This window comes from Micromonospora sp. WMMC250 (assembly GCF_027460215.1).
Taxonomy (GTDB): domain Bacteria; phylum Actinomycetota; class Actinomycetes; order Mycobacteriales; family Micromonosporaceae; genus Micromonospora; species Micromonospora taraxaci.
The window spans coordinates 135080-155035 of record NZ_JAPZBJ010000002.1; the positions used below are offsets into that span (position 1 = coordinate 135080).

16 protein-coding genes and 3 pseudogenes are annotated in these 19956 nt (G+C 70.5%); 10 read left to right on the forward strand and 9 right to left on the reverse strand.

Translation table 11 applies throughout. The features are described from left to right. Window positions 1–126 precede the first annotated feature (126 nt). Complete coding sequence (gene bla, locus O3438_RS00805; RefSeq protein ID WP_269678049.1) at window positions 127–1032, forward strand: class A beta-lactamase; 906 nt, start codon at window positions 127–129, stop codon at window positions 1030–1032. Window positions 1033–1289: 257 nt separating this feature from the next. Beyond that, on the forward strand, window positions 1290–2120 hold the full coding sequence (locus tag O3438_RS00810; RefSeq protein ID WP_269678050.1) for a CPBP family intramembrane glutamic endopeptidase: 831 nt from the start codon (window positions 1290–1292) through the stop codon (window positions 2118–2120). Here the strand turns inward: O3438_RS00810 and O3438_RS00815 are convergent. Continuing rightward, window positions 2117–3038 (reverse strand): annotated as a pseudogene (locus tag O3438_RS00815) (serine hydrolase). The gene O3438_RS00810 and the pseudogene O3438_RS00815 sit on opposite strands and share 4 nt — an antisense overlap. Continuing rightward, on the reverse strand, window positions 3035–3946 hold the full coding sequence (locus O3438_RS00820; protein ID WP_269678051.1) for a LysR family transcriptional regulator: 912 nt from the start codon (window positions 3944–3946) through the stop codon (window positions 3035–3037). Before O3438_RS00820 ends, O3438_RS00815 begins: the two are co-directional and overlap by 4 nt. A gap of 206 nt (window positions 3947–4152) precedes the next feature. Here O3438_RS00820 and O3438_RS00825 point away from each other — a divergent pair, with 206 nt between their 5' ends. The 4 genes from O3438_RS00825 to O3438_RS00840 are packed head-to-tail and all read left to right on the forward strand — an operon-like array spanning window position 4153 to window position 8483. Further along, window positions 4153–5202, forward strand: a complete 1050-nt coding sequence (locus O3438_RS00825) for an ArsR/SmtB family transcription factor (protein WP_269678052.1) — start codon at window positions 4153–4155, stop codon at window positions 5200–5202. Between the two features lie 11 nt (window positions 5203–5213). Beyond that, complete coding sequence (locus O3438_RS00830; RefSeq protein WP_269678053.1) at window positions 5214–6596, forward strand: ABC transporter transmembrane domain-containing protein; 1383 nt, start codon at window positions 5214–5216, stop codon at window positions 6594–6596. Window positions 6597–6606: 10 nt separating this feature from the next. Next, window positions 6607–6738 (forward strand): hypothetical protein, encoded by a 132-nt coding sequence (locus O3438_RS00835; protein ID WP_269678054.1) that lies wholly within the window; start codon window positions 6607–6609, stop codon window positions 6736–6738. Then, on the forward strand, window positions 6735–8483 hold the full coding sequence (locus tag O3438_RS00840) for an ABC transporter ATP-binding protein (protein ID WP_269678055.1): 1749 nt from the start codon (window positions 6735–6737) through the stop codon (window positions 8481–8483). Before O3438_RS00835 ends, O3438_RS00840 begins: the two co-directional genes overlap by 4 nt. Before the next feature lie 248 nt (window positions 8484–8731). Here O3438_RS00840 and O3438_RS00845 read toward each other — a convergent pair whose 3' ends face one another. Further along, window positions 8732–9751 carry an aldo/keto reductase gene (locus O3438_RS00845; protein ID WP_269678056.1) on the reverse strand — a complete coding sequence of 340 codons (1020 nt, stop codon included), beginning with the start codon at window positions 9749–9751 and terminating at the stop codon, window positions 8732–8734. A gap of 410 nt (window positions 9752–10161) precedes the next feature. On the opposite strand from O3438_RS00845, the gene O3438_RS00850 reads away from it, so the two are divergent. Next, window positions 10162–10749, forward strand: a complete 588-nt coding sequence (locus O3438_RS00850; protein ID WP_269678057.1) for a hypothetical protein — start codon at window positions 10162–10164, stop codon at window positions 10747–10749. Between the two features lie 60 nt (window positions 10750–10809). On the opposite strand, the gene O3438_RS00855 is transcribed toward O3438_RS00850, so the two are convergent. Then, window positions 10810–11022 carry a helix-turn-helix domain-containing protein gene (locus O3438_RS00855; RefSeq protein ID WP_269678058.1) on the reverse strand — a complete coding sequence of 71 codons (213 nt, stop codon included), beginning with the start codon at window positions 11020–11022 and terminating at the stop codon, window positions 10810–10812. 215 nt (window positions 11023–11237) lie between these two features. Then, entirely contained in the window at window positions 11238–12167 is a 930-nt protein-coding gene (locus tag O3438_RS00860; RefSeq protein WP_269678059.1) for an NADP-dependent oxidoreductase, read from the reverse strand. 50 nt (window positions 12168–12217) lie between these two features. Here O3438_RS00860 and O3438_RS00865 point away from each other — a divergent pair, with 50 nt between their 5' ends. Next, window positions 12218–12865 carry a TetR/AcrR family transcriptional regulator gene (locus tag O3438_RS00865; RefSeq protein ID WP_269678060.1) on the forward strand — a complete coding sequence of 216 codons (648 nt, stop codon included), beginning with the start codon at window positions 12218–12220 and terminating at the stop codon, window positions 12863–12865. A gap of 551 nt (window positions 12866–13416) precedes the next feature. Here the strand turns inward: O3438_RS00865 and O3438_RS00870 are convergent. Together O3438_RS00870 and O3438_RS00875 are read right to left on the reverse strand one after the other, a co-directional pair. After that, window positions 13417–13743, reverse strand: a pseudogene (locus O3438_RS00870) (ADP-ribosylation/crystallin J1); the annotation flags it as partial. 23 nt (window positions 13744–13766) lie between these two features. Further along, window positions 13767–14230, reverse strand: a pseudogene (locus O3438_RS00875) (cyclic-phosphate processing receiver domain-containing protein). 141 nt (window positions 14231–14371) lie between these two features. Between O3438_RS00875 and O3438_RS00880 the strand changes: the two are divergent. After that, window positions 14372–15067, forward strand: a complete 696-nt coding sequence (locus tag O3438_RS00880) for a suppressor of fused domain protein (protein ID WP_269678061.1) — start codon at window positions 14372–14374, stop codon at window positions 15065–15067. Window positions 15068–15173: 106 nt separating this feature from the next. On the opposite strand, the gene O3438_RS00885 is transcribed toward O3438_RS00880, so the two are convergent. Both O3438_RS00885 and O3438_RS00895 read right to left on the reverse strand, forming a co-directional pair. Then, entirely contained in the window at window positions 15174–16358 is a 1185-nt protein-coding gene (locus O3438_RS00885) for a HEAT repeat domain-containing protein (protein ID WP_269678062.1), read from the reverse strand. 431 nt (window positions 16359–16789) lie between these two features. Next, entirely contained in the window at window positions 16790–17746 is a 957-nt protein-coding gene (locus O3438_RS00895) for an AEC family transporter (RefSeq protein ID WP_269678063.1), read from the reverse strand. Window positions 17747–18578: 832 nt separating this feature from the next. Here O3438_RS00895 and O3438_RS00900 point away from each other — a divergent pair. After that, entirely contained in the window at window positions 18579–19709 is a 1131-nt protein-coding gene (locus O3438_RS00900) for an FUSC family protein (protein WP_269678064.1), read from the forward strand. Window positions 19710–19956: the final 247 nt, after the last annotated feature.

Genomic DNA, 19956 nt, shown 5'->3' on the forward strand with positions numbered 1-19956 from the left:
CCGATGCCAGATCAGCATGAAGAACGTCAGTTCCGTCTTCGACCGCATGCCGGATCGCTGCCACTGTCGAGTCCTGCCCGACCGGTGCCGCCCGCGCCGGACCGACGGCACTGAGAAGGAGCGACGATGACTGCTGCGACCCACCGTCTGGTGGCCGCGATGGCGGCGGTGTCCCTGGCCGCGTGCGGCCCCACCGATGCCGCTGAACAGCGCACGCGGGACGCTGCGGTAACGGTCACCGCGTCCACCGCCCTCGTTCGGGACCATGAGTTCCGGCGACTGGAGGGGGACTTCGACGCGCGACTGGGGGTCTACGCGATCGACACCGGCACCGGTCGGACGGTGCGGTACCGGGCCGACGAGCGGTTCGCGTACACCTCGACGTTCAAGGCGTTGGCCGCTGCCGAGGTTCTCGACGGGACCACCGACGCCGAGCTGGACCGGGTGGTGCGGTACTCGGCGGACGACCTGGTGACCTACTCACCGATCACGGAGCAGCACGTGGCCACGGGCATGACGCTGCGCGCGATCGCCGACGCGGCCGTGCGGTACAGCGACAACACCGCGGGCAATCTGCTCCTGCGCCAGCTCGGCGGGCCGCAGCGGTTCGAGAAGGAACTGCGCCAGGTGGGGGACAAGGTCACCGATCCGGCGCGCTACGAGACCGCACTCAACGAGGCGAGGCCGGGCGACCGCCGGGACACCAGCACCGCGGCGGCCCTGGCCGAGGATCTGCGGGCGTACGCCGTGGGGGACGCCCTCGAACCGGCGGACCGCGACGTGCTCAACGGCTGGTTGAAGGGCAACACCACCGGCGGTGAGCTGATCCGCGCCGGTGTGCCCGACGGCTGGGTCGTGGGGGACAAGACCGGTGCCGGCGGCTACGGCACTCGCAACGACATCGCGGTGATCTGGCCTCCGGACCGCGCGCCGATCGTCCTGGCGGTGCTGTCCACCCGCGACCAGAAGGACGCCGACTACGACGATGCCCTGATCGCCCAGGCGGCCGAGGTCGCCATCAGCGCGCTGTGACGGTGGTGGGACGCGTACTCGGAATGTCACGGTGAGGTGGTGACACGGTGTCACTGCACGGCGTGTCCAGCGCCCGCTGCAATGGGATGTCCAGCATCTTGGAAAGGAACATCCCGATGAGCGCCCCACGATCCGACGGACCCTGGCAAGGGACGAAACGCCCAGGACCCCCTGTCACGAACGGCTCGCGTCTCCCGACGTCGGCACGGTCCGGGCCGGCTGTCGACAGCTCCCGGCCGTTCGGCGCCCACCTGCGGATGAGCTGGTGGAAGCCGTTCCTGGTCATCCTGGTCCCGCCGCTGGTGATGCTGCTTCTGCAGGTGGTGCTCTACCAGGTCGTGGGCGTCGTCGAGGGCAGCGACGACCCGATGTCGGCGGACTTCACGCCGTTGAAGTTGTTGGCCGTCAACATCAGCATCGGCGCGGCCGGCGTTCTGGCGATCCTCCTCCTGGTGTGGATCGCCAGGGTGCCGTGGCGGAGCCTGATCAGCTTTCCCCGAGCCTTCGACGCCCGCCGCCTGGCGTACTACCTGGGCGCGGCGGCGTTGCTGGTGGGTGTCGGGATCGGTGTCGTGGCGCTTGTCGCGCCCGACTCCCCGGGCTGGACGGCTTTCGGGGTCACCGGCACGACGATCGGTGTGCTGGCGGTCACCGTGCTGAGTACGCCGTTGCAGTCGGCCGGTGAGGAGTTGATGTTCCGCAGCGCCGTGCTGCCCGCAGCCGCGTCCTGGGTGCGCGCGGTGCGTCCGGCCCTGGTCGTCGGGCTCGTCGTCTCCGGCCTGGGTTTCGCCGTGGTCCACGGGTCGACCGACCCCTGGCTGTTCGGCTACTACACGTTCATCGGCGTGAGCACGGGCGTGATGGCCGTCATCAGTCGTGGCATCGAGGCGCCGGTCGCCTTCCACGTCGCCAACAACGTCCTGTTCGGAATCGTCAACACGGTGATGGCGGACGGCGAGCCGTACGCGATCGACCGGTCCACCGACTCCGGTGACGCGTCCCTGCTGATCCTCGGCGCCGTCAACATCGCCATGGTGCTGCTGGTCTGGCTGCGCGAGCGACGAGCCCGCACCGCTGACGCGGACTAACCCCACCAGGGCGGTGTGCCCGTCCGCAGGTGATCGTGCAGGCTTCGGGCGACCTGGGCCATCGTCGCCTCGCTGCCGGGCTGTGCGACGGCGGGCACCCGGGAGGCGGTGAGCGCGGCGACCGCGTACGACTGCCCGTCGGCATTGATCCACCACCCCCACCTCGTGGCGCAGGTGCAGCAGGGTGCCGGTCTTCGACGACCAGCGGGACGCGTCAGAGGTGAAATCGGGGGCGAGTCGCTGCCGGTGCAGGTTGTCCGCCAGCAGAGCCCGTACGCGGGCGGCGGTGCTCTCGTGGATCGTCGAGGGGCGCCAGAGCGCGTGCAGCAGGTCGACGAAGGCACGCGCCGACCCGGCGTTGGCGCGGGTGACGTCGAGCTGGGCGACCGGGTGGCCCTGCCCGGGGGTCGCCGCGCCGATGGCGAGGGAATGCGCCAGGTGTACGTCGTCGGGGCCGAATCGTTCCGCCGGCGTCTCGGCGAGATCGCCGACCCGCTGCCGCAGCGTGATGCCCTCGATCCGCAGCCGCCGCAGCTCGGCGGCGACCTCGGCCGGCGGTACGAGGTCGAACAGGGCGTCGGCGGCGACCCCGTCGCTGACGGAGGTGCTCAGGTAGAGCAGGTCGTCCACCGAGATCCGCGCGGGATGGCGGAAGCGGCTGAGCCCGGTCGGACCGGGGGTGGTGATGCGACCGGGCGTGACGTCGACCGGCGTCGCGGGATCGAGTTCCCCGCGCACGACCCGCTCCAGCACGGCGACCGCCAGCGGCACCTTGACCAGCGACGCTGACGGGTACGGGACGTCGGCGTCGAAGCCGATCTCCTGACCGGTGTCGAGGTCGCGGACGAGGAAGGCACCGTGCAGTCCCGCGTCGTCAAGCAGGTCACGCGCGTTGCGCACGACGGCGGTGGCGCTCATCCCGCATCTCCCGTCGAGCGGGCACCGGGTTCGTCGTCCCCGGTCGCGCCCAGGCATCGCGCGACGTCCGCATACAGGACGGTGCGCAGGTGGGCGAGGTCCTCGCGTACGCCGGCGGCGACGTCGTAGCCCCGTTGGAGCTGTGGGCCGGCGAGGGGGCACCACTGCAGGTTGAAGTCCTCGGCCTGCTGACGCGAGCAGAGCAGCAGATCGGGGGAGTCGAGAGCCGCCGCGGCGGCGTCGACAAGGGATGGCGCGATGGAGACCTGGGCCGGTGCCAGGCCGGCCGACTGGCCGGCGCGGGTCAGCGGGTCGCGCAGGTGCGGGACGTCGTCCTCGGGCTGGATCAGGATCCGCCGGCGTGCCTGCGCACGGCCCCGGCCGCTGCGCAACGTATCCAAAAACACCGTTGGCGCCGGGAAGGGAGTCCGGGCGGCCAGCCCGAGTGGTACCCGCCAGGCTGCCACCGCCTCTGGCACCGCCACGATCCCGGCACCGACCTCAAGCGTCTGGCAGAGCCGTTCGCGCTCCCGCGGGCCGGCCGGCCGTACCTCCACATGGACCCGCTGCCGTCGGGCCGCGACCACCAGCGCGGCGAGGCGGTGCGGCGGGCAGGTCTCGGGTACGGCGACCCGCAAGGGCCGCAGCCGAGCCCGCTCGGCGTCATCGGCCATGGCGTCGGCAAGGTCGACCAGGCGTCGCGCCGTCGGCAGCATGTCCTGCCCGAACGGGGTCAACCGGACCGCGCGGGACGCGCGGTCGAACAGCTTCGCCCCGAAGTGCTCCTCCAGGGCGGCGATGCGGCGGCTGGCGACCGACTGGGGGATCCGCGACGCAGCGGCGCCGGAGGTGAAGCTGCCATGGCCGCTGACGGCGACGAACGCCCGACACGCGGCGACGATGTCCATCCCGCCAACCTTATACCCAAAACGCATGGACAAGGCCATAGGGATCAAGAACAGCATCGTTCCTCGGCGGCCCGCGCCACCACCGGACCGATCGACATTGACAACGCCTGTGGCGGCCGGGGACCGGGGTGCGCGGCCCTTTCGGGATCACACTCCACCGATACGCGGCAGCAGCGATGGAGTCGACGTCCAGCTAGGCTTCCGGCGTGATCCGGATCCGGTTCGACGACTCCTCGATCGACCGCACCCGGATCACTGTCAGCCCCATCACCGAGCTGGTCGGCGGCCTGGAGATGGTGCATCGCGAGCGGGGCCGCCGGGCCGCGCCGTGGCCGTACACGGCATGGGTCGGGCGGGCCCGAGAGGTGCTGCGGACGGTCCCCGAGACGGCTCCGCTGCGGGTCTACGCGCAGTTGTACGGTGAGAGCCACAACCGGCCGACCCCGGACGTCTTCACGCCGGTGCCGTTCGCGGCCAACCTGACCCTGAGCGACCAACTCGACGCCCTGCGCCGCACGCCACACGCCGTCGTGCGGGAACAGTTCGCGAAGCACTATCCGGAGGAGCTGCCCGCCTTCCTCGCGCCGTACCGTGACGACCCGGATCGCGCCTTCGGTCGGCTCGCCGACGCCCTCGCCGCGTTCTGGGAGCTCACGACCGCCGTGCACTGGCCGGCCATGCAGAGCGCACTCGACGAGGAGGTGCTTCTGCGCGCCCGCACGCTTGCCGTGGCCGGCCCCGAGGCTCTCCTGAGCGGCCTGCGCGGACCCGCGCGATGGGAGCGGCCCGTGCTGTCGCTGTCGAGGCAGCACGAGTCGGTGCTCGATGCCCGCGGGCGGCGGCTGGTGCTGGTGCCCGTGCTGCTTCTGCAGAACAGGATGACCTGCTCGACCGACCACCCCGAGGTCCTGATGGTGACCTATCAGGCCCGGGGAGCGGCAGCGCTCGCCGAGCACCCGGCGCCACCCGCTCTCGACCGCGACCGGCTCGCCCGGTTGATCGGGTCGGGACGCGCCACAGTGCTGCGTGCCCTGACCGAACCCACGACCACCACGAGCCTGGCCGCGGCACTCGGTCTGTCGTCCGGCACGGTCTCCGAGCACCTGAGTGCCCTGCGGCAAGCCGGCGCCGTCAGCCGGACGCGATTCGGGCGGCAGGTCTTCTACGCGCGCCGACCGGAGGGCGACACACTCCTGGCCACGTTCGAGGATTCGGCATCTGCCGAGGAGATGGAAGCGGCAGCAGGCGACTCCTAGCGTCCGGAGTCATGCATCCCGTTCTCGCGGGTGTCCTGCACCGCAGGGCACGTTCGCTCGCGCTCGCCTGTGCCGCCTCCTCCGGTCATCAAATCTGTGAGGCCCTGATCCCACTGGCCATCGGACTGGCCGTCGACCATGCCGTCGACGGTGGCCCGCCGATGTCGATCGTGCTGGCTGTCGGGGGAGTGCTGGCCCTGTTCGCCGTGCTGGCCACGGGCGGTGGCATCAACTACTGGCGGCTGACCTCCGACACCACCCGGGAGGCTCACCATCTGCGCATCCACGCCGCCGGCCGCATCCTGACCGACGGTGCCGGCGCGGAGCGGCTGCCCGGGGACCTGTCGACGGTCCTGGTCTCCGACACCAAAGCCACCGCCGAGGTGCTGCGGGCGGTCGTACTGCTGGTCTCGGGAGCAGCCGGTCTGCTCGTCACCGTGGCCGTGCTGCTGTCGATCGACCCCTGGCTCGGCCTCGGCGTCGCCGCGGGGGTGCCGGCGCTCGGGCTGGCCGTCACCCGGATCAGCCCCTTGCTCGAGCGGAGGATCGCCGATCGGCAGCATTCCGCCGGGTCAGCCGCCGCCCTCGCCGCCGAACTGGTCCAGGCCCTGCGACCGCTGCGCGGTTTCGGCGGCGTAGGAGAGGCGGTCCGCCGCTACCGCACGGTGAACCTGACCTCCCGCGACACCGCGCTGCGAAGCGCGACGGCATCAGCGGCCGCCGAAGGCATCGGCGCGATGGCCAGCGGCCTGGTGCTGGTCGGCACCACCGCGGTCGCGGCCGCCATGACGCTCTCCGGACGCGTCGGCGTCGGCGGCTTCGTCACCGTCGTGGCCATGGTCTCGTTCGCCGGCGAACCGGTCGACCGTATCGCCGCCGGCATCAAGCAGCTGACGATCTCCAGGGCCAGCGCCATCCGCATCGCCGTCCTGCTCGACGCCGCGCAGCCGAGCCGCGTCGACCCGGCACGCACGGACGCCCCGTGCGGTCCTGCCGTACGAGAGGGTGAACTGCTCGGAGTCGTCGCCACCGCCCCCGGCTGCGCCGACGCCCTGATCACCACTCTCGCGGCGACGCACCCGGACGCACTGGTGGAGCCGCACCTGGTGCACCTGTTCGGCCGCACCGTGGCCGAGGCCCTCGACACCGGCCGTGAAACCGATGCGGCCACCCTGCGCCGTGCCCTCGGCGCGGCACAGGCCACCGACCTGACCGCGGCGCTGCTCGACGGCGGCGCCAACCTCTCCGGCGGACAGCGTCAGCGGTTGGCGCTCGCCCGTGCCCTGGCAGCCCAGCCGTCGATGCTGATTCTGCGCGACCCGCTCACCGCAGTCGACGCCGTCACCGAAGACCGGGTTGGCGCGGGACTGGCCGCGATGCGACGCTCGCGGTAGCACCGTCATCGTGACCACGTCCCCCGCGTTGCTCGCCCGGTGCGACCGCGTCGCCTTCCTGTCCGGCGCCGAGGCCGCGCACGTGTCCACCCACGACCGGCTCGTCGCCGACGCCGGCTACGCCGCGGCGGTCCTGCGATGACGACGCTGCCGATCGCCACCGGACGGCAGAGCCTCACACTGCTCGCCCGGGTCCTGAGCTCCCATCGAGCCGCGGTCGTCGCCGCCCTGTTCTGGACCGGGCTGAGCGCCGCCGCTACGGTCGCCGCCCCGCTGCTGCTGGGCTCGCTGGTCGACGCGGTCCGTGCCGGCGAGGCACCCCACGCGACCGGCCTGGCCGCCGGGCTCGGCGCGGTGGGCCTGGCCGGCGCCGCCGCTACCGCGCTGGCACTACGCGCCACCGAGCGCCTCGGCGCGCACGTTGCGGCGGACCTGCGGGCCCAGGCGGTCCAACGCACCCTCGAGCTACCGCCGGCCGTACTCGAGAACGCCGGCCGCGGCGAGGTGGCGTCACGGGTCACCGAGGACCTGGAGAACCTCGTCACCGCGCTCCCGTTGGTGGCCGAGGTTCTGCGCGCACTGGTCACCGTCATGCTGTCCGTCGCGGGCTTCCTGACCCTGGACTGGCGGCTGGCGCTCGCCTTCCTGATGGTCTTCCCGGTCTACGCACTCAGCCTGCGTGCCTACCTGCCTCGGGCAGCTGTCCTCTACGCACAGGAGCGGTCGCTCGCCGCCGAGCGCGGACGGGTGCTGCTGGAGTCACTGCACGGCCGGGACACCGTGTCCGCGTACCGGATGGCCACGCTACAGACCGAGCGGCTGGCAGCGGCGTCGCGGGACAACCTGGCCGCGTCCCTGCGCGCGGCGCGAAGCTTCCTGTGGTTCAGCAAGAGCATGAACGCGGCCGAGGCGATCGGGCTGTCTGCCGTCCTGCTGACCGGATACTGGCTGGTCCGCGCCGATCTCGTCACCGTCGGTGCGGTGACGGCCGCCGCCCTGCTGTTCCACCGCCTGTTCACGCCGCTGGGCACCCTGCTCCTCTCCTTCGACGCCGTGCAGCGCGCCCAGGCATCGATGGCGCGCACCGCCGGGGTGCTGTTGGTGCCGCCGCCGCCCGCAGGCCGGCGAGAAGGACCCAGTGCGCCGGGAACGGTCGCGGTCAGGGTGCGCGGGTTGCGGCACGCGTACGACGGCGTACCCGACGTGCTGACCGGCATCGACCTCGACGTGCCGGCGGGCACCTCGCTGGCGCTGGTCGGTGGCAGCGGCGCCGGCAAGACGACCCTGGCGAACCTGATCGCCGGCACCTTCCCCGCGTACGCCGGCCGGATAACCCTGACCGGCCCGGACACCGCCGTCGGCGTCGCCGACCTGGATCCCGCCGTGCTGCGCGACTGGATCGGCCTGGTGTCGCAGGAGACGCACGTCTTTACGGGCACCCTGCGCGACAATCTCACCTACGCCGCGCCGGACGCCGACGACGCACGCCTGCTCAGCGCCTTGGCGGCGGTCGGCGCGAGCGACTGGGCGTCACCCGACCTGCTGGACACGGCAGCCGGCCCGATGCCACCCGCACGGGCGCAGCAGCTCGCGCTGGCCCGGCTGTTCCTGCGCGACCCGCCCGTGGTCGTGCTCGACGAGGCGACCGCCGAAGCGGGCAGCGCGGGTGCCGGTGATCTGGACCGGGCGGCCGCAGCGCTGATCGAGGGCCGCACGGCCGTGGTGATCGCGCACCGGCTGACCCAGGCCCGTGCGTGCGATCGCATAGCCCTCCTGGAGGAGGGAACCATCGTCGAGATCGGTACGCATGACGACCTCATCGCCCGCGGCGGCGCCTACACCGCACTGTGGTCGGCATGGTCGCGTACGGCGACGTCAGCAACCTGACCCCGCCGGCAACCTAGGCGGGGCGGCGTCCGACGAGGACCTTCAGCGGCTTGGTCATCTCGACAGCTTTCATCGTCAACGAAGTTGCGACCACGGCAACGGTCATCGTCCTCGTCACGCTGCCCTGGGCATGGGGCGGTTCGTCCTGTGGGCGCGAGCCCGGAAGGTCTGGCGGTGCGGCGGGTCAGCGGCAGGCGGACGCGTGGGCGTACGTCCGCCTGCCGCTTGGTCATCGACGTGCCGGGTGCTCAGCGGCGGCGCAGCGCCGGCTCCAGCAGGGCGGGCGGGGTGTCGTTCTTCTCGTGGGCGGCGAGGTCGACGCCGGGAGCCACGATCGCGTCGATCGCGTCCAGCACGTCGGCCGGGAGCACCGTGTCCGCGGCGGCGAGCTGCGAGCTGAGGTGGTCCGTCGTGCGGGGGCCGATGATCGCGCTGGTGACGCCCGGGTGGGCGGTGACGAAGCCGAGCGCGAGCTGGATCATGCTGAGGCCGGCCTCGTCGGCAACCGTGGCGAGCTGCTCGACGGCGTCGAGCTTGGCGCGGTTGGCGGGGATGTTGACGTCGAAGCGTTGCTGCATGAAGCCCGAGCGGTTCGTGCTGATCTTCCGGTCGGCGCGGATCGCCCCGGACAGCCAGCCCGACGCCAGCGGGCTCCAGGCCAGCACGCCCATGCCGTACTCCTGCGTCGCGGGCAGCACATGGGTCTCGATGCCACGCTGCAGGATCGAGTAGTTCGGCTGCTCGGTCACGTAACGGCTCAGACGCCCCTCGCGGGCAGCCCACTGGGCCTGCACGATGCGGTAGGCCGGGAAGGTCGAGGAGCCGAAGTAGCGGATCTTGCCCGCGCGCTGCAGGTCCGTCAGCGCCGACAGCGTCTCGTCGTCGCTGGTCGTCGGATCCCACCGGTGTATCTGGTAGAGGTCGACGTGGTCGACGCCGAGGCGGCGCAGGCTGTTCTCCAGCGCGGTGACCAGCCAGCGGCGCGAGCCGCCCCGCTGGTTGCGCTCGTCGCCCATCGGCAGGGTCGCCTTGGTGGCCAGGACGACGTCGTCGCGGCGGCCGGCGATGGCCTTGCCAACCATCTCCTCGGACTGGCCACCGCTGTAGGCGTCGGCGGTGTCGATGAGGTTGATCCCCGCATCGAGCGCGCCGTCGACGATGGCGGTGGCTTCCTCCTGGGTGGTGTTGCCGATCTTGCCGAAGTTCATCGCGCCGAGCACGAGGGTGCTGACCTGCACACCAGTGCGACCCAAGGTGCGGTACTGCATGACTTTTCTCCTTCAGACGTCCAGCGGTCCTCGGTGTGGTGGCAGTCCGCCCGGTTCAGCATGTCGTCCAACCGGAGCACTGTTCCGGTAAACAACATACGGAACGACGTTCCGGATGCCAAGTGGGGTGACGGAGGTAACGCGACGTGACTGAGATCGACAGCGGCGCGGAGTGGCGGGGTCCGCGGGCGGGCCGACGCCCGGCGCCGCCATGGACGGGGCTGGTACGCCGCAGGGTGCCCACATCCCAGAGGTGGTGCCGCCCGTTGTGTGGCATGACAAAGGCGCAAGTCGATCAGGCGTGGGTTTGCGATTCTTCACGAAGACGCCGGCACGGCTTCCGCTGAATAGTTTCCTCACCGTGTTTCCGATTCCCCGCCACTTCGGGGAACGATCTGTAGGAGGGGAAGATGTTCAGACGTCGCATGCTCGGCATCGGGCTCGCCGCACTGCTGGCGGCCTCCGCGGCCACCGTTGCTTCTCCGGCCGGTGCGGCAGGGTCTGCCATGGCTACCGGGACGATCCCCCAGCCGGTGCTCGCAGCGGCACAGGCTCTGGCCGGGCAGCAGGCCGCAGCGACGACTCCGACGTTCAGCCGGACGTCGACCGCTCGTGGGCCGGTCACGGCAGCCGCAACGGATGTCATCACCTGCAACGCACGCGCCCAGTACCCACATGCGTCGACCGGCGGCAACGGCATCCCGGGCAGCCTCGACGGCAAGGCGGATTCGTGGTGTGACGCGCCAATCCCGTACATCGGTGCTCAAGCCGAGTTGTACCAGTACGTCCCGGGTAGCGGCTTCTTCCTGGTGTCGGTGGGAGGCCTGAACTCCGGCCCCGGGAACAAGAAGTACACCGGTGTCGCCTTCGCGATCTGCCAGGCTGTGCCGAACTACTACGTCACCAAGGGCATCCACACGTACACCGCTCCCGGGGGCTACTACCCGCCGTCGGTGACGCTGACGACACAGTCACCCATCGTGCAGGTCGCCTGCTGACCCGGCCGCGCGGATGAGCCGGCCGACCGCCGCGTCGCCAGCGGCGATCGGCCGACCTCGTCATGCCTCCCGCAGCCGGTCGGCGAACGCCCAGGCGACCGCGGCGGTCAGGATCCGCACACCGCGGGTCGAGGCGGGACGCAGCCCGATCAGTTCGTGTACGCGCCGAAGGCGATAGTCGAGCGTGCGGGCGTGGACGCCCGGCGCCCGTGCCGTCGCCGGTCGGAGCATGTGCGTGAGCTGCTGCGACGACGGCGACGCGTACCCGGGCACCTCTCCCCGGTAGGTGTCGACGGCACGTAGGGCATTGACGTCGATCCGCCGCCCGGCTCCGGGGAGCGGTTCGCCGCTACCTACGCGGGCCCGGACCCCTGACCGGGGTCCGGGGCCGCTACCTGACGTGTTGGTGCCTGCCCGCCGGCGTCGTGCCGGCGCTCGTCCTGGCCGCGCGTGCTCGGGTCCGATGGACAGACGCTGGGTCGGCCGCCCTACGGCTTCAGCACGATCTTGCCCCGCGCGTGGCGGGACTCGCTCAACTCGTGGGCGGCGCTCGCCTCTTCCAGGGAGAACACGGCAGCAACCGGCACTGTGAAACGACCGCGCTCGGCGAGTCTGCCGGCGGCGGCGATTCCTTCGAGAGCCGGTGTGTCCGCGCCGGGGCCAGAGCCGCGCGACAGGTGTACGCCGTGTGCCGTGGCGTTGATGTCGGCGATGCTCACCACCCGGTCCGGGCTCGCGACCAGGCTGACCAGGTCGGGTATGGAACCAGAGCCGGCACAGTCGAGTACGACATCCACCCCGCTGGGCACCAGAGTGTGGACCCGCTCGACCAGTCCGGGGCCGTAGGTGGTCGGAATCGCCCCGAGCGAGGCGACGAACTCGTGGTTGCGCTCGCTGGCCGTGCCGATGACGGCCGCGCCGCGAGCGACAGCGAGCTGGATCGCTGTCGTACCGACCCCGCCGGCCGCGCCCTCGATCAACAGCGTGGTGCCGTCTGTGACGCCCAGCCGGTCGAGGACTCGGGTGGCCGTCTCGATGTTGCCCGCCGCGCCCCCGGCCTGCTCCCAGGTCAGGGCGGCCGGCTTCGGCGCCCACGCGGCCAGGACGGCGTATTCGGCGTTCGCCCCGCCCATCTGGGCGTAGTCGGTTATCCCGAAGACCTCATCACCTACCCGAGCGGTGGTCACCCCTTCACCAACCTCGTCCACCACGCCGGCGGCGTCGACACCGGGCACGTGCGGCAGGCGGAGCGGAATCCACTCCTGGAATTGGCCGGCGCGGACGTATGTGTCGGCCGGATTGACACCCGAAGCCCGAACCGCCACCCGTATCTGGCCGGGTCCGGCGTGCGGTTCCGGTGCCTCCGAGACCTCAAGGACGCTCGCGGGACCGTACTTCCTAAATTGCAAAGCCCTCATGCCGACGGACGCTAACGCGCTCCGCTGTCGGCCTGGCTAAAGTGAGAGTCGTGACCGACCGTTTGCCTCACACTCTTCGCGCCGACGCCCTGGACAACCGTGAGCGCATCATCGAGGCCGCCCGCGAGGTCTTCGCCGTCGACGGTCTGGATGTGCCCATGCGGGAGGTTGCCCGGCGCGCCGGGGTTGCACCTGCCACCCTGTACCGCCGATTCCCGACCAAGGAGATGCTGGTCACCGAGGCATTCGCGGAACAGATGCAGGCGTGTCACGCCGTTGTCGACGAGGGCCTGGCCGATCCTGATCCGTGGCACGGTTTCTGTCTCGTGATCGAAAAAATGTGTGAACTGCACGCCCGTGATCGAGGCTTCACCGCAGCTCTCATTTCGACCTTTCCCCACGCGGTCGATTTCGAGGCGCGCCGCGAATACGCGCTCAAAGCCATCGACGAATTGTCCCGCCGCGCCAAGGAAGCGGGCCGCCTGCGCCCCGACTTCGTCCTGGACGACGTCCTCCTCGTGCTCATGGCCAACAGCGGTATCCACGCCACCTCGCCGACCACCCAGGTCACCGCCTCCCGGCGCTTCGCCGCGCTCGCCATCTCGGCGTTCCAAGCCTCGCCGGATGTCTCGCCGCTCCCGCCCGTGGTGCGGTTGGCGCCCCCGGCATCGGCGTCCAGGGGCAGCCAGGCGGGCTAGCCCCGCCATTCATCCCGGATGGCGTCCCACCGTGCCCGAAGGTCGGCCAGGAAAGGGAACTGCCGCTGGTCCACGAACATGGAAAACCATGATGCACCATCGTCGGGTGGCGGCTGCCAGGAGTGGTGCGACGTCCGCTAATCCTCGAAGCTGAATTCGAACGTGCCTGCTTCGATGCTGTCGATGAGCTGGCTGACATCGTCGGCCTGCCGAGTCGCGTTCTCCCAGCCACTGCTGGTGATGTCGGCCAGTAGCACTGGTGCGGGGTCGCTGCGCAAGTCGAGTACGAGCTGTTCACGTGAGCCGTCGCCGCCGATGATCGCGATGCCGGGATGCTGATCGGTGGCCTGGTCCCATGCGTCGTGGACGTCGAGCATCTCGCGTGGGGAGTTGAGCCATACGTAGGCTCCACTGGGCATCCAGCCCCGCCGGAACCACGACTCACCGTGGAGGTAGGTGCGCCAAGCGGCCGGCAGAGGCCGGCCCAGGGCCTTCTCGGCGTCGGTGAACTCCTGGTCGTCCACCGGGCCGCGGTACTCGGCTTCCTCGACGATGGCGCCGACGATGTGGGCGTTGAAGTCGGCCAGCTCCTCGGCGGGAATCCAGTACTCCAGCACGTCGCGGCCACCGGCCTGGCGAACCTCATGACGGTCCAGGTACGACCGATCGACGTCGAACCGGGTCACGTAGCCGACCCCCTCGGCGGGAACGTTCCACTCGCGGGCGATCTTCGTGGCGTACCAACGGTTCAGGACGGGGTAGAAGATCGGCTGGTCCGCCAGGCGCGGTGGCCAAGCCCGCCACCCCGACTCCGCGACGAGGTCACGTTCGGCCTGCCCGGTGGGCCGCCACAGGGTGATCGTGTCGGAGTTTTGGATTGTCTGCTCCTCGCCAGTCGGGGTTACGGGGTGGTCCGGTGAGCTGTCCGAGCGTGCCAGCCGTCCGGCGGGCGTTCGTGCCGGTCGATCCGCGCCGTGCCGTCGACATAGCCGACGTCCGGGGAGTTCGACGCCACGCGGACGTGATACCCCCAGTGTCGGAGCACCTGCGCGAGTCTCGCGGCACCCGCCGGGTTTGCGGAGTGGACGTTGATGACGCCGATGTCGAAGGGGCGCTCGTCGAAGGCAGCCCGTTCCAGGACCTCAACGACCGGCCAGATCGTGTCGTCGCCGCCCAGGTCATGGTCCAGCCACAGCTCGTCCAAGCGGCCGCCCGGTACCGATCGAGGAGGTCAACTCCGGCGGCACTGGTACGGGCCACCTCGGCGCTACGGCCGTCAACGAACGAACGAAGGTCATCAACCATGACGATCACTCGGCGGGCATCCACGCGATGATGATGCCTGGCCCCGCCAGGATCCCACATCCGGATTCGGGCGACGACCGTGCGCGTCGACACCGAGTGTCAGTGGCCCCTTTGCGACGACCAGGGGCGGCGCGGGTGGGATGCCCGATGACCGTGCCCCCGGTCGCGTCCTCGATGAACCCTTGCATAGGCTGCGTCGCCATGGACGAGCCGAGCGGGTCAGGTGTTGTTCGCCATCAGTCGCTGCACGACGGGTTCGTACCGGCGCAGGGGCCGCAGCAGGCCTTCGCCGACGCTATCGACCGACACATCGAGGAACACTTCGGCCCGGTCGAGTTCGTCTACCACGAGATCGCCTCTCACCTGGTCGGTGTGCATGTCTATGTCGTGGCCCCGACCGAGGAACGCCCGTACCGGACGCTGATCACGTCGGGGATGAGTGAGCTGCCGATGGCAGTCCCCGAAGGCCACGACATCAGCCCGTACGCGGAACTGATGCTGAGCCTGCCGGCTGACTGGCCGTTGACCGAGCTAGCCGGGCTCGACGACGAGGCCGGGTGGCCGCTGCGGGCCCTCAAGCAGGTAGCTCGGCTACCGCACGAGTACGGTACCTGGATCGGAGAGTGGCATTCCGTGCCGAACGGCGACCCCGCGCAGCCGTACGCCGCGGACACCCCGTTCGCCGGAGTCGTCGTCACGCCGATGCTGCGGGTGCCGCCAGAGGCGCGGACGATCGACGTCGGCGGTGACGCCCGAATCGCGTTGCTCGCGCTGATCCCTCTGCATCCGGAGGAGATAGCGGTCAAGGTCGATCGCGGTACCAACGCGCTCATCGAAATCCTCGACCGTGGCGGCATCACCGAATTGTTGGACCCGCGTCGACCCTCGTACGCCTGACCGCTCGATCAACGCGGGCGTCGGAGGCACGTCGACGTGGGTGGACAGCCTCGCGGGACGTCCACGACCGGCCTCGCCAGCGGATCGCTGACTGAGGGATGCCCGGTCAGCGGGCGGTGGGTGTGGCCAGGCCATCCAGTGCTTTGGCGGCGAGTCGGCGCAGCGTCTGATCCGGGTCGTGGGTATACCGGTGGAGGATGTCCGGGGCGACGTCGGGCGCGAGGTGTCGGGCCACGACCGCGACGCGCTGACGGACCACGGGATCCGGGTCGTCCGCCAGCTCGATCAGGAGTCGCCGCCGGTCCGTTGGCATGCCCTCGGCACTGGCGAGTCCGCTGAGGGTGGCCGCTCGTACTTCGGCCTCGCCGTCTCGTGCCAACATCGTGAGTTGCGGTGCCACGCGGGGATCCGAGTCCGCCGCCTTCGCCAGCGCTTTGGCGGCTTGGACCCGTAGCTTCGGGTCGTCATCGGCTGCCAGTACCAGCAGCGTGTCGACTGCCGCCGGCCCTCCGACCGATCCGAGGGCTTCCGCTGCGGTCGCACCAACGTGCCGGTCGGGGTCGCGGAGGAGCCGTCGCAGGGCCGGGGTCGCCTGGTGACTGCCGAGTCGCCCGAGTGCGTAGGCGACCACGGACCGTACTCGCGGTGTCGGATCGGCGGCGTGCGCGACGAGCGGTGCGACCGCGTCATTGCGCCCGGTGTGGCCGAGCCTGCTCGCGGCGGATGCGCGGACCCGCTCGTCGGGGTCACGCACTGCCAGAACGAGCGCCTCGAATGCGGTGTCGTTTCCGGCTGGGTCAGGGATCAGCCCGACAGCGAGGGACCGGACCTCCGGGTCGGCGTCGGTCATGGCCGGGGTCAGCAGTTCGACATCCTGTGCTTCGATCACGAACCCGAGCGCCCACAGTCCCACCCGGCGCAACTCCGGCTTTTCACTCGTGGCGAAGTCACGCACCACACGCCGGCCGGTCGCCCGGTCTGCGTGCAGCAGTTCGATGATCTCGGCCTGGAGACTGTCCTGGTCGTCCCCGAGATCGCGCGCCGAGGCGCGGAGCAGCACCGGCAGCGCCGCCGTACCGTCGATGCCCGCCCAGATGCCGGCTATCAGGTCCCGTCCGTAGAAGTTCCCCTCGTCGAGGAACCGGTCCAGGGCCTCCCGCAGCCGGGGCACCAAGGCGGTGTCCCCGCACGTAGTCAGGGCCGTGACGGTCGGCGCGATGCCGTCGTAATCGTCCTCGAGCTCCACGGCGTGCCGGACCACAGCCTCCAACGCCTCATGGCTGTCGATCATCTAGTCACCATGCCATACCGTCACCCGGCGCACGCAGGGCGCGTCGTACCGGTATGAGGCCCTGCCGATCGTCGGGGCAGCGCGAGATCCAGCCGGGGTGCCTTAGTGCCGCGATGAAGGACGACCTGCACAGGTACCTGAAGGGCGGCCGCGACGCGCTCCTGTGGAAGCTCGACGGGCTCGGCGAGTAGGACATTCGCCGCCCGTCGACCCGGACCGCGACCAACCTGCTCGGCCTGGTGAAACACGCAGCGGTCGGGGAGATCCTCAACTTCGGCGTGGTGTTCGGCCGGCCGTTCGACCAGGATCTGTCGTATGTCGGGGACGACGCGGAACCTAACGCCGACATGTGGGCGACGGCGCCTTTGTGGGCTATGCGAGCCGCATGACGGCAGCGAGGGAGAACCCAGGTCTGTCGATGCGCGTCCCCGCTACCGGAGTAGCGCCGCCGCTGCGGCCAGGGTGGCCAGTGACAGCGTTGTGGTCGCCACCACCGCCCGGTTGGCGACCGTCTCGCCGACGCCGTACTCCTGGCTGTAGATGAACGTGTTCTGCGCTGTCGGCAGGCCCGCGCACACCACCACGGCGAGCAACTGCGGCGCGGACAGGTGCAAGGCCAGGCCGGCCGCGTACGCGATGACCGGCTGTGCGACGAGCTTCAGCGCGGTGAGCACGGCCAGTTCGGCCGGCTGGGTCGGCTCGACCCGCGACGGCCCCGTGCGGTGCAGTGACGCGCCGAGCGCGACCAGGGCGGCCGGAACGGCGGCGCCCGACAGCAGGGTGAGCGACGCGCTGGCGGTCGACGGCAGATGCAGGCCGGTAGCCGAGCAGGCGACACCGAGCAGCGACGCCAGGATCACCGGGTTGCGTACGGGCAGGGAGGCGATACGGCCGACCCGTACCCACCCCGCCGGGTCGCTGTGCCGGTCCAGGGCGATCAGGATCACGGGCGTCACCACGAGCACCTGCAGCAGCAGCACCTCGGCCAGGAACGACACGTTGCCGATCACCTGCGTGGCGATCGGGATGCCGAGGTTCGCCGAGTTGACGTAACCGGCAGCCATGCCCCAGATCGGCCGTTCGCCGGACGTGTGACCGAACAGCCAGCTCGCGGCGACCCACCCGACCCCGACAACTGTTGCGGTGCTTATGGCAAAGGCGAGCAGCGGGCGGCCGGCGAACCCGGACAGCGGCATTCGGGACAGAGCCAGGAACAGGGCCGACGGCATCGCGAGATGGAACACGAACCGGCCGAGCACCGCTGCCGCCGCCTCGCCCAGCAGGCCCCAACGACAGGCCGCGTAGCCGACCGCGGTGAGCATCCAGATCGGTACGAACGCCGACACCATGCTCATCCGGGCGGCACCGGCGGGCGGGGGCTTGTCCACGTGTACGCCGATCGGGAAGCCACGCCTTCAGCGTCGCATCCCGTCCGGACCGGGAGGACTGCCGGCTGTGGCGACTGCCGCCGGCAGTCGGGCAGGCGTCGAGCTGCCCCACGAGCGCGGGGAGGAGGGGTGATAGAGGGTCAGGCCGTACCTTGGCGGTTGACTCGCCCCTCCCGGGCCGCCTTCGACCGGCTGTGGTCGCGCTCGGTGCCAGCTGATCCGGTCGCGGTGCGCTCGTGCCGCTGGTTCGGCGAGTGCTCCACAGTGGCCCCCTGCCTGCCCCGTGCGCCGCTGCCCGGGTGCCTGCGGCCCCGCGCCGACTCGCCGCCGCTGTCATGCTTGTTGCGCTGTTGGCTACCCATGCCCGGGTGGATACCCGGTGCCTGGGCACCCATGCTTCGAGCGGACGGCTTGCCCTGGCGACGGCCACCACGCCTAAGGCCTCGAAGTCACCCTCCTAGGACGCTGTACACGTTGTGTCCGAGTCTGGATCGGTTGATCTCCAGTGGGAGCCCCCGGTACCGGAATGCTCTTGAGTACGGCGGGGGCTGGACATCTTCATCGCCGAGTTGCCGTTCGAAGACACGGGCAGGCCCAGCGACGAATGGCCGGTGATACGCGATGCCAGGAACAGGCTCGGGTCTACGACCCCGACCTGAGGCAGGTCTTACACGGGGCCCCGCAACCGATCCGGTCGGTTGCGGCTGCTGTGCCGGGCCACCATCGACTCAGACGGCACTGGTCGCTGACTTGTTTGTCGCTGCTTCGGGTAGTTACCCCCATGCCTGGCGCCCAGGAACCTTCGCCCGATCCGCCCTCAGGTGTCGACGCCGTGACGGCCGAGGTGCGGCAGGCGGCGCAGCAGGCTCGCGAGCGTGGGCGTCGGGGATGGCGGGTGCGGCTGCACCTGACGGACGTCATCCTGGTGATCACGGTGCAGGCGGCGCTGGCCGCGGCGTTGTCCTGGTTCATCGGACACGACGTGTTGGGCAACCCAGCACCGGTCTTCGCTCCGTCCGCAGCGGTCGGAACTATCGTCGCCGCGATCGGCCAGCGGGTCCGGCGAACCGTCCAGACGCTGGTTGGCGTCGTGATCGGAATCCTCATCGGGGATACTCTGCTCTACACCTTGGGCCAAGGAACGGTGCAGATCGGTCTGGCGGTGGGGATCGCGATCGCGTTCGCGCTGATCCTTTCCGGTGGCAGCGGCGCGACAGTGGCCCACGCGGGTGCTTCGGCTGTCGTGATCGCGGCCCTGTCGCCGGCGGATCCCAACCTCGAGTGGCCCAGGATCCTGGATGCCCTGATCGGTGGGGCGGTGGGGCTGGCGGTGGTCACGCTCCTGTTTCCGGTCAACCCGATGCGCGTCCTCAACCGGGCGGCCACGCCGATCGTCGAGCTGACCAGCGGGGAGCTACGGACCGTCGCGACCGCGTTGGACAAGCGTGACGCTGAGCAGGCGACCGCGTCCCTGCAGCGCCTGCTGGACTCAGGACCCGACCTCGCACGATTGTCGCAGGCGCTCGACGGGGCGAAGGAGGTGGTGAGTCTGGCGCCGGCGAGATGGCTCAGGCGTGACGACGTGGAACAGTTCGCCCACTTCGCGGAGCATGCCCAACGGTTGGTTGGCGACGCACAGGATCTGGCGCGTACCTCGGCGACCGTGTTGCAGTACGACGAGTCTGTTCCGTCTGAGCTGACCACGACACTCAGGCAACTCGCCGACGCCAACGAGCACCTTCGGGCCGAACGCGTGTCGGGCCGTGAACCGCAGCGGGCGCGGGCGACGGCCCTGGCGGCCATGCACAGCGCCCGCAAGGCCGGCGACGTTGCCACCGGCCGGTTCAGTCAGACGCTGATCACCCAGACGCGCGTAGCGGCGAGTGACCTGCTCCGCGCCAGCGGTCTCGATCCGGAGACGGCCAATCGGCTGACTAGGGAACGTTACGGCGAGAGCGCCTGAGACGGCAGAGGTGATGACGCCCCTGGCGGCACAGGTGGCTGTGCCGAGAGGCAACCGTGTGCGCCGGATCGCGCTCGGGCACGCGCTGCTCTCCTACACCTTCGGAACCGGCCGTCGCGGCCAACCAGGTCACCGATCTGGGCCGGGTCGTGACCCGCCTCAGTGGCTGGCTGCTGTTGACGATCGCCGTTGCCGCGGGGCGTGGGCCGGAGAGCCGGCCAGCACGCCGCCGAGACGCCCCATGCCG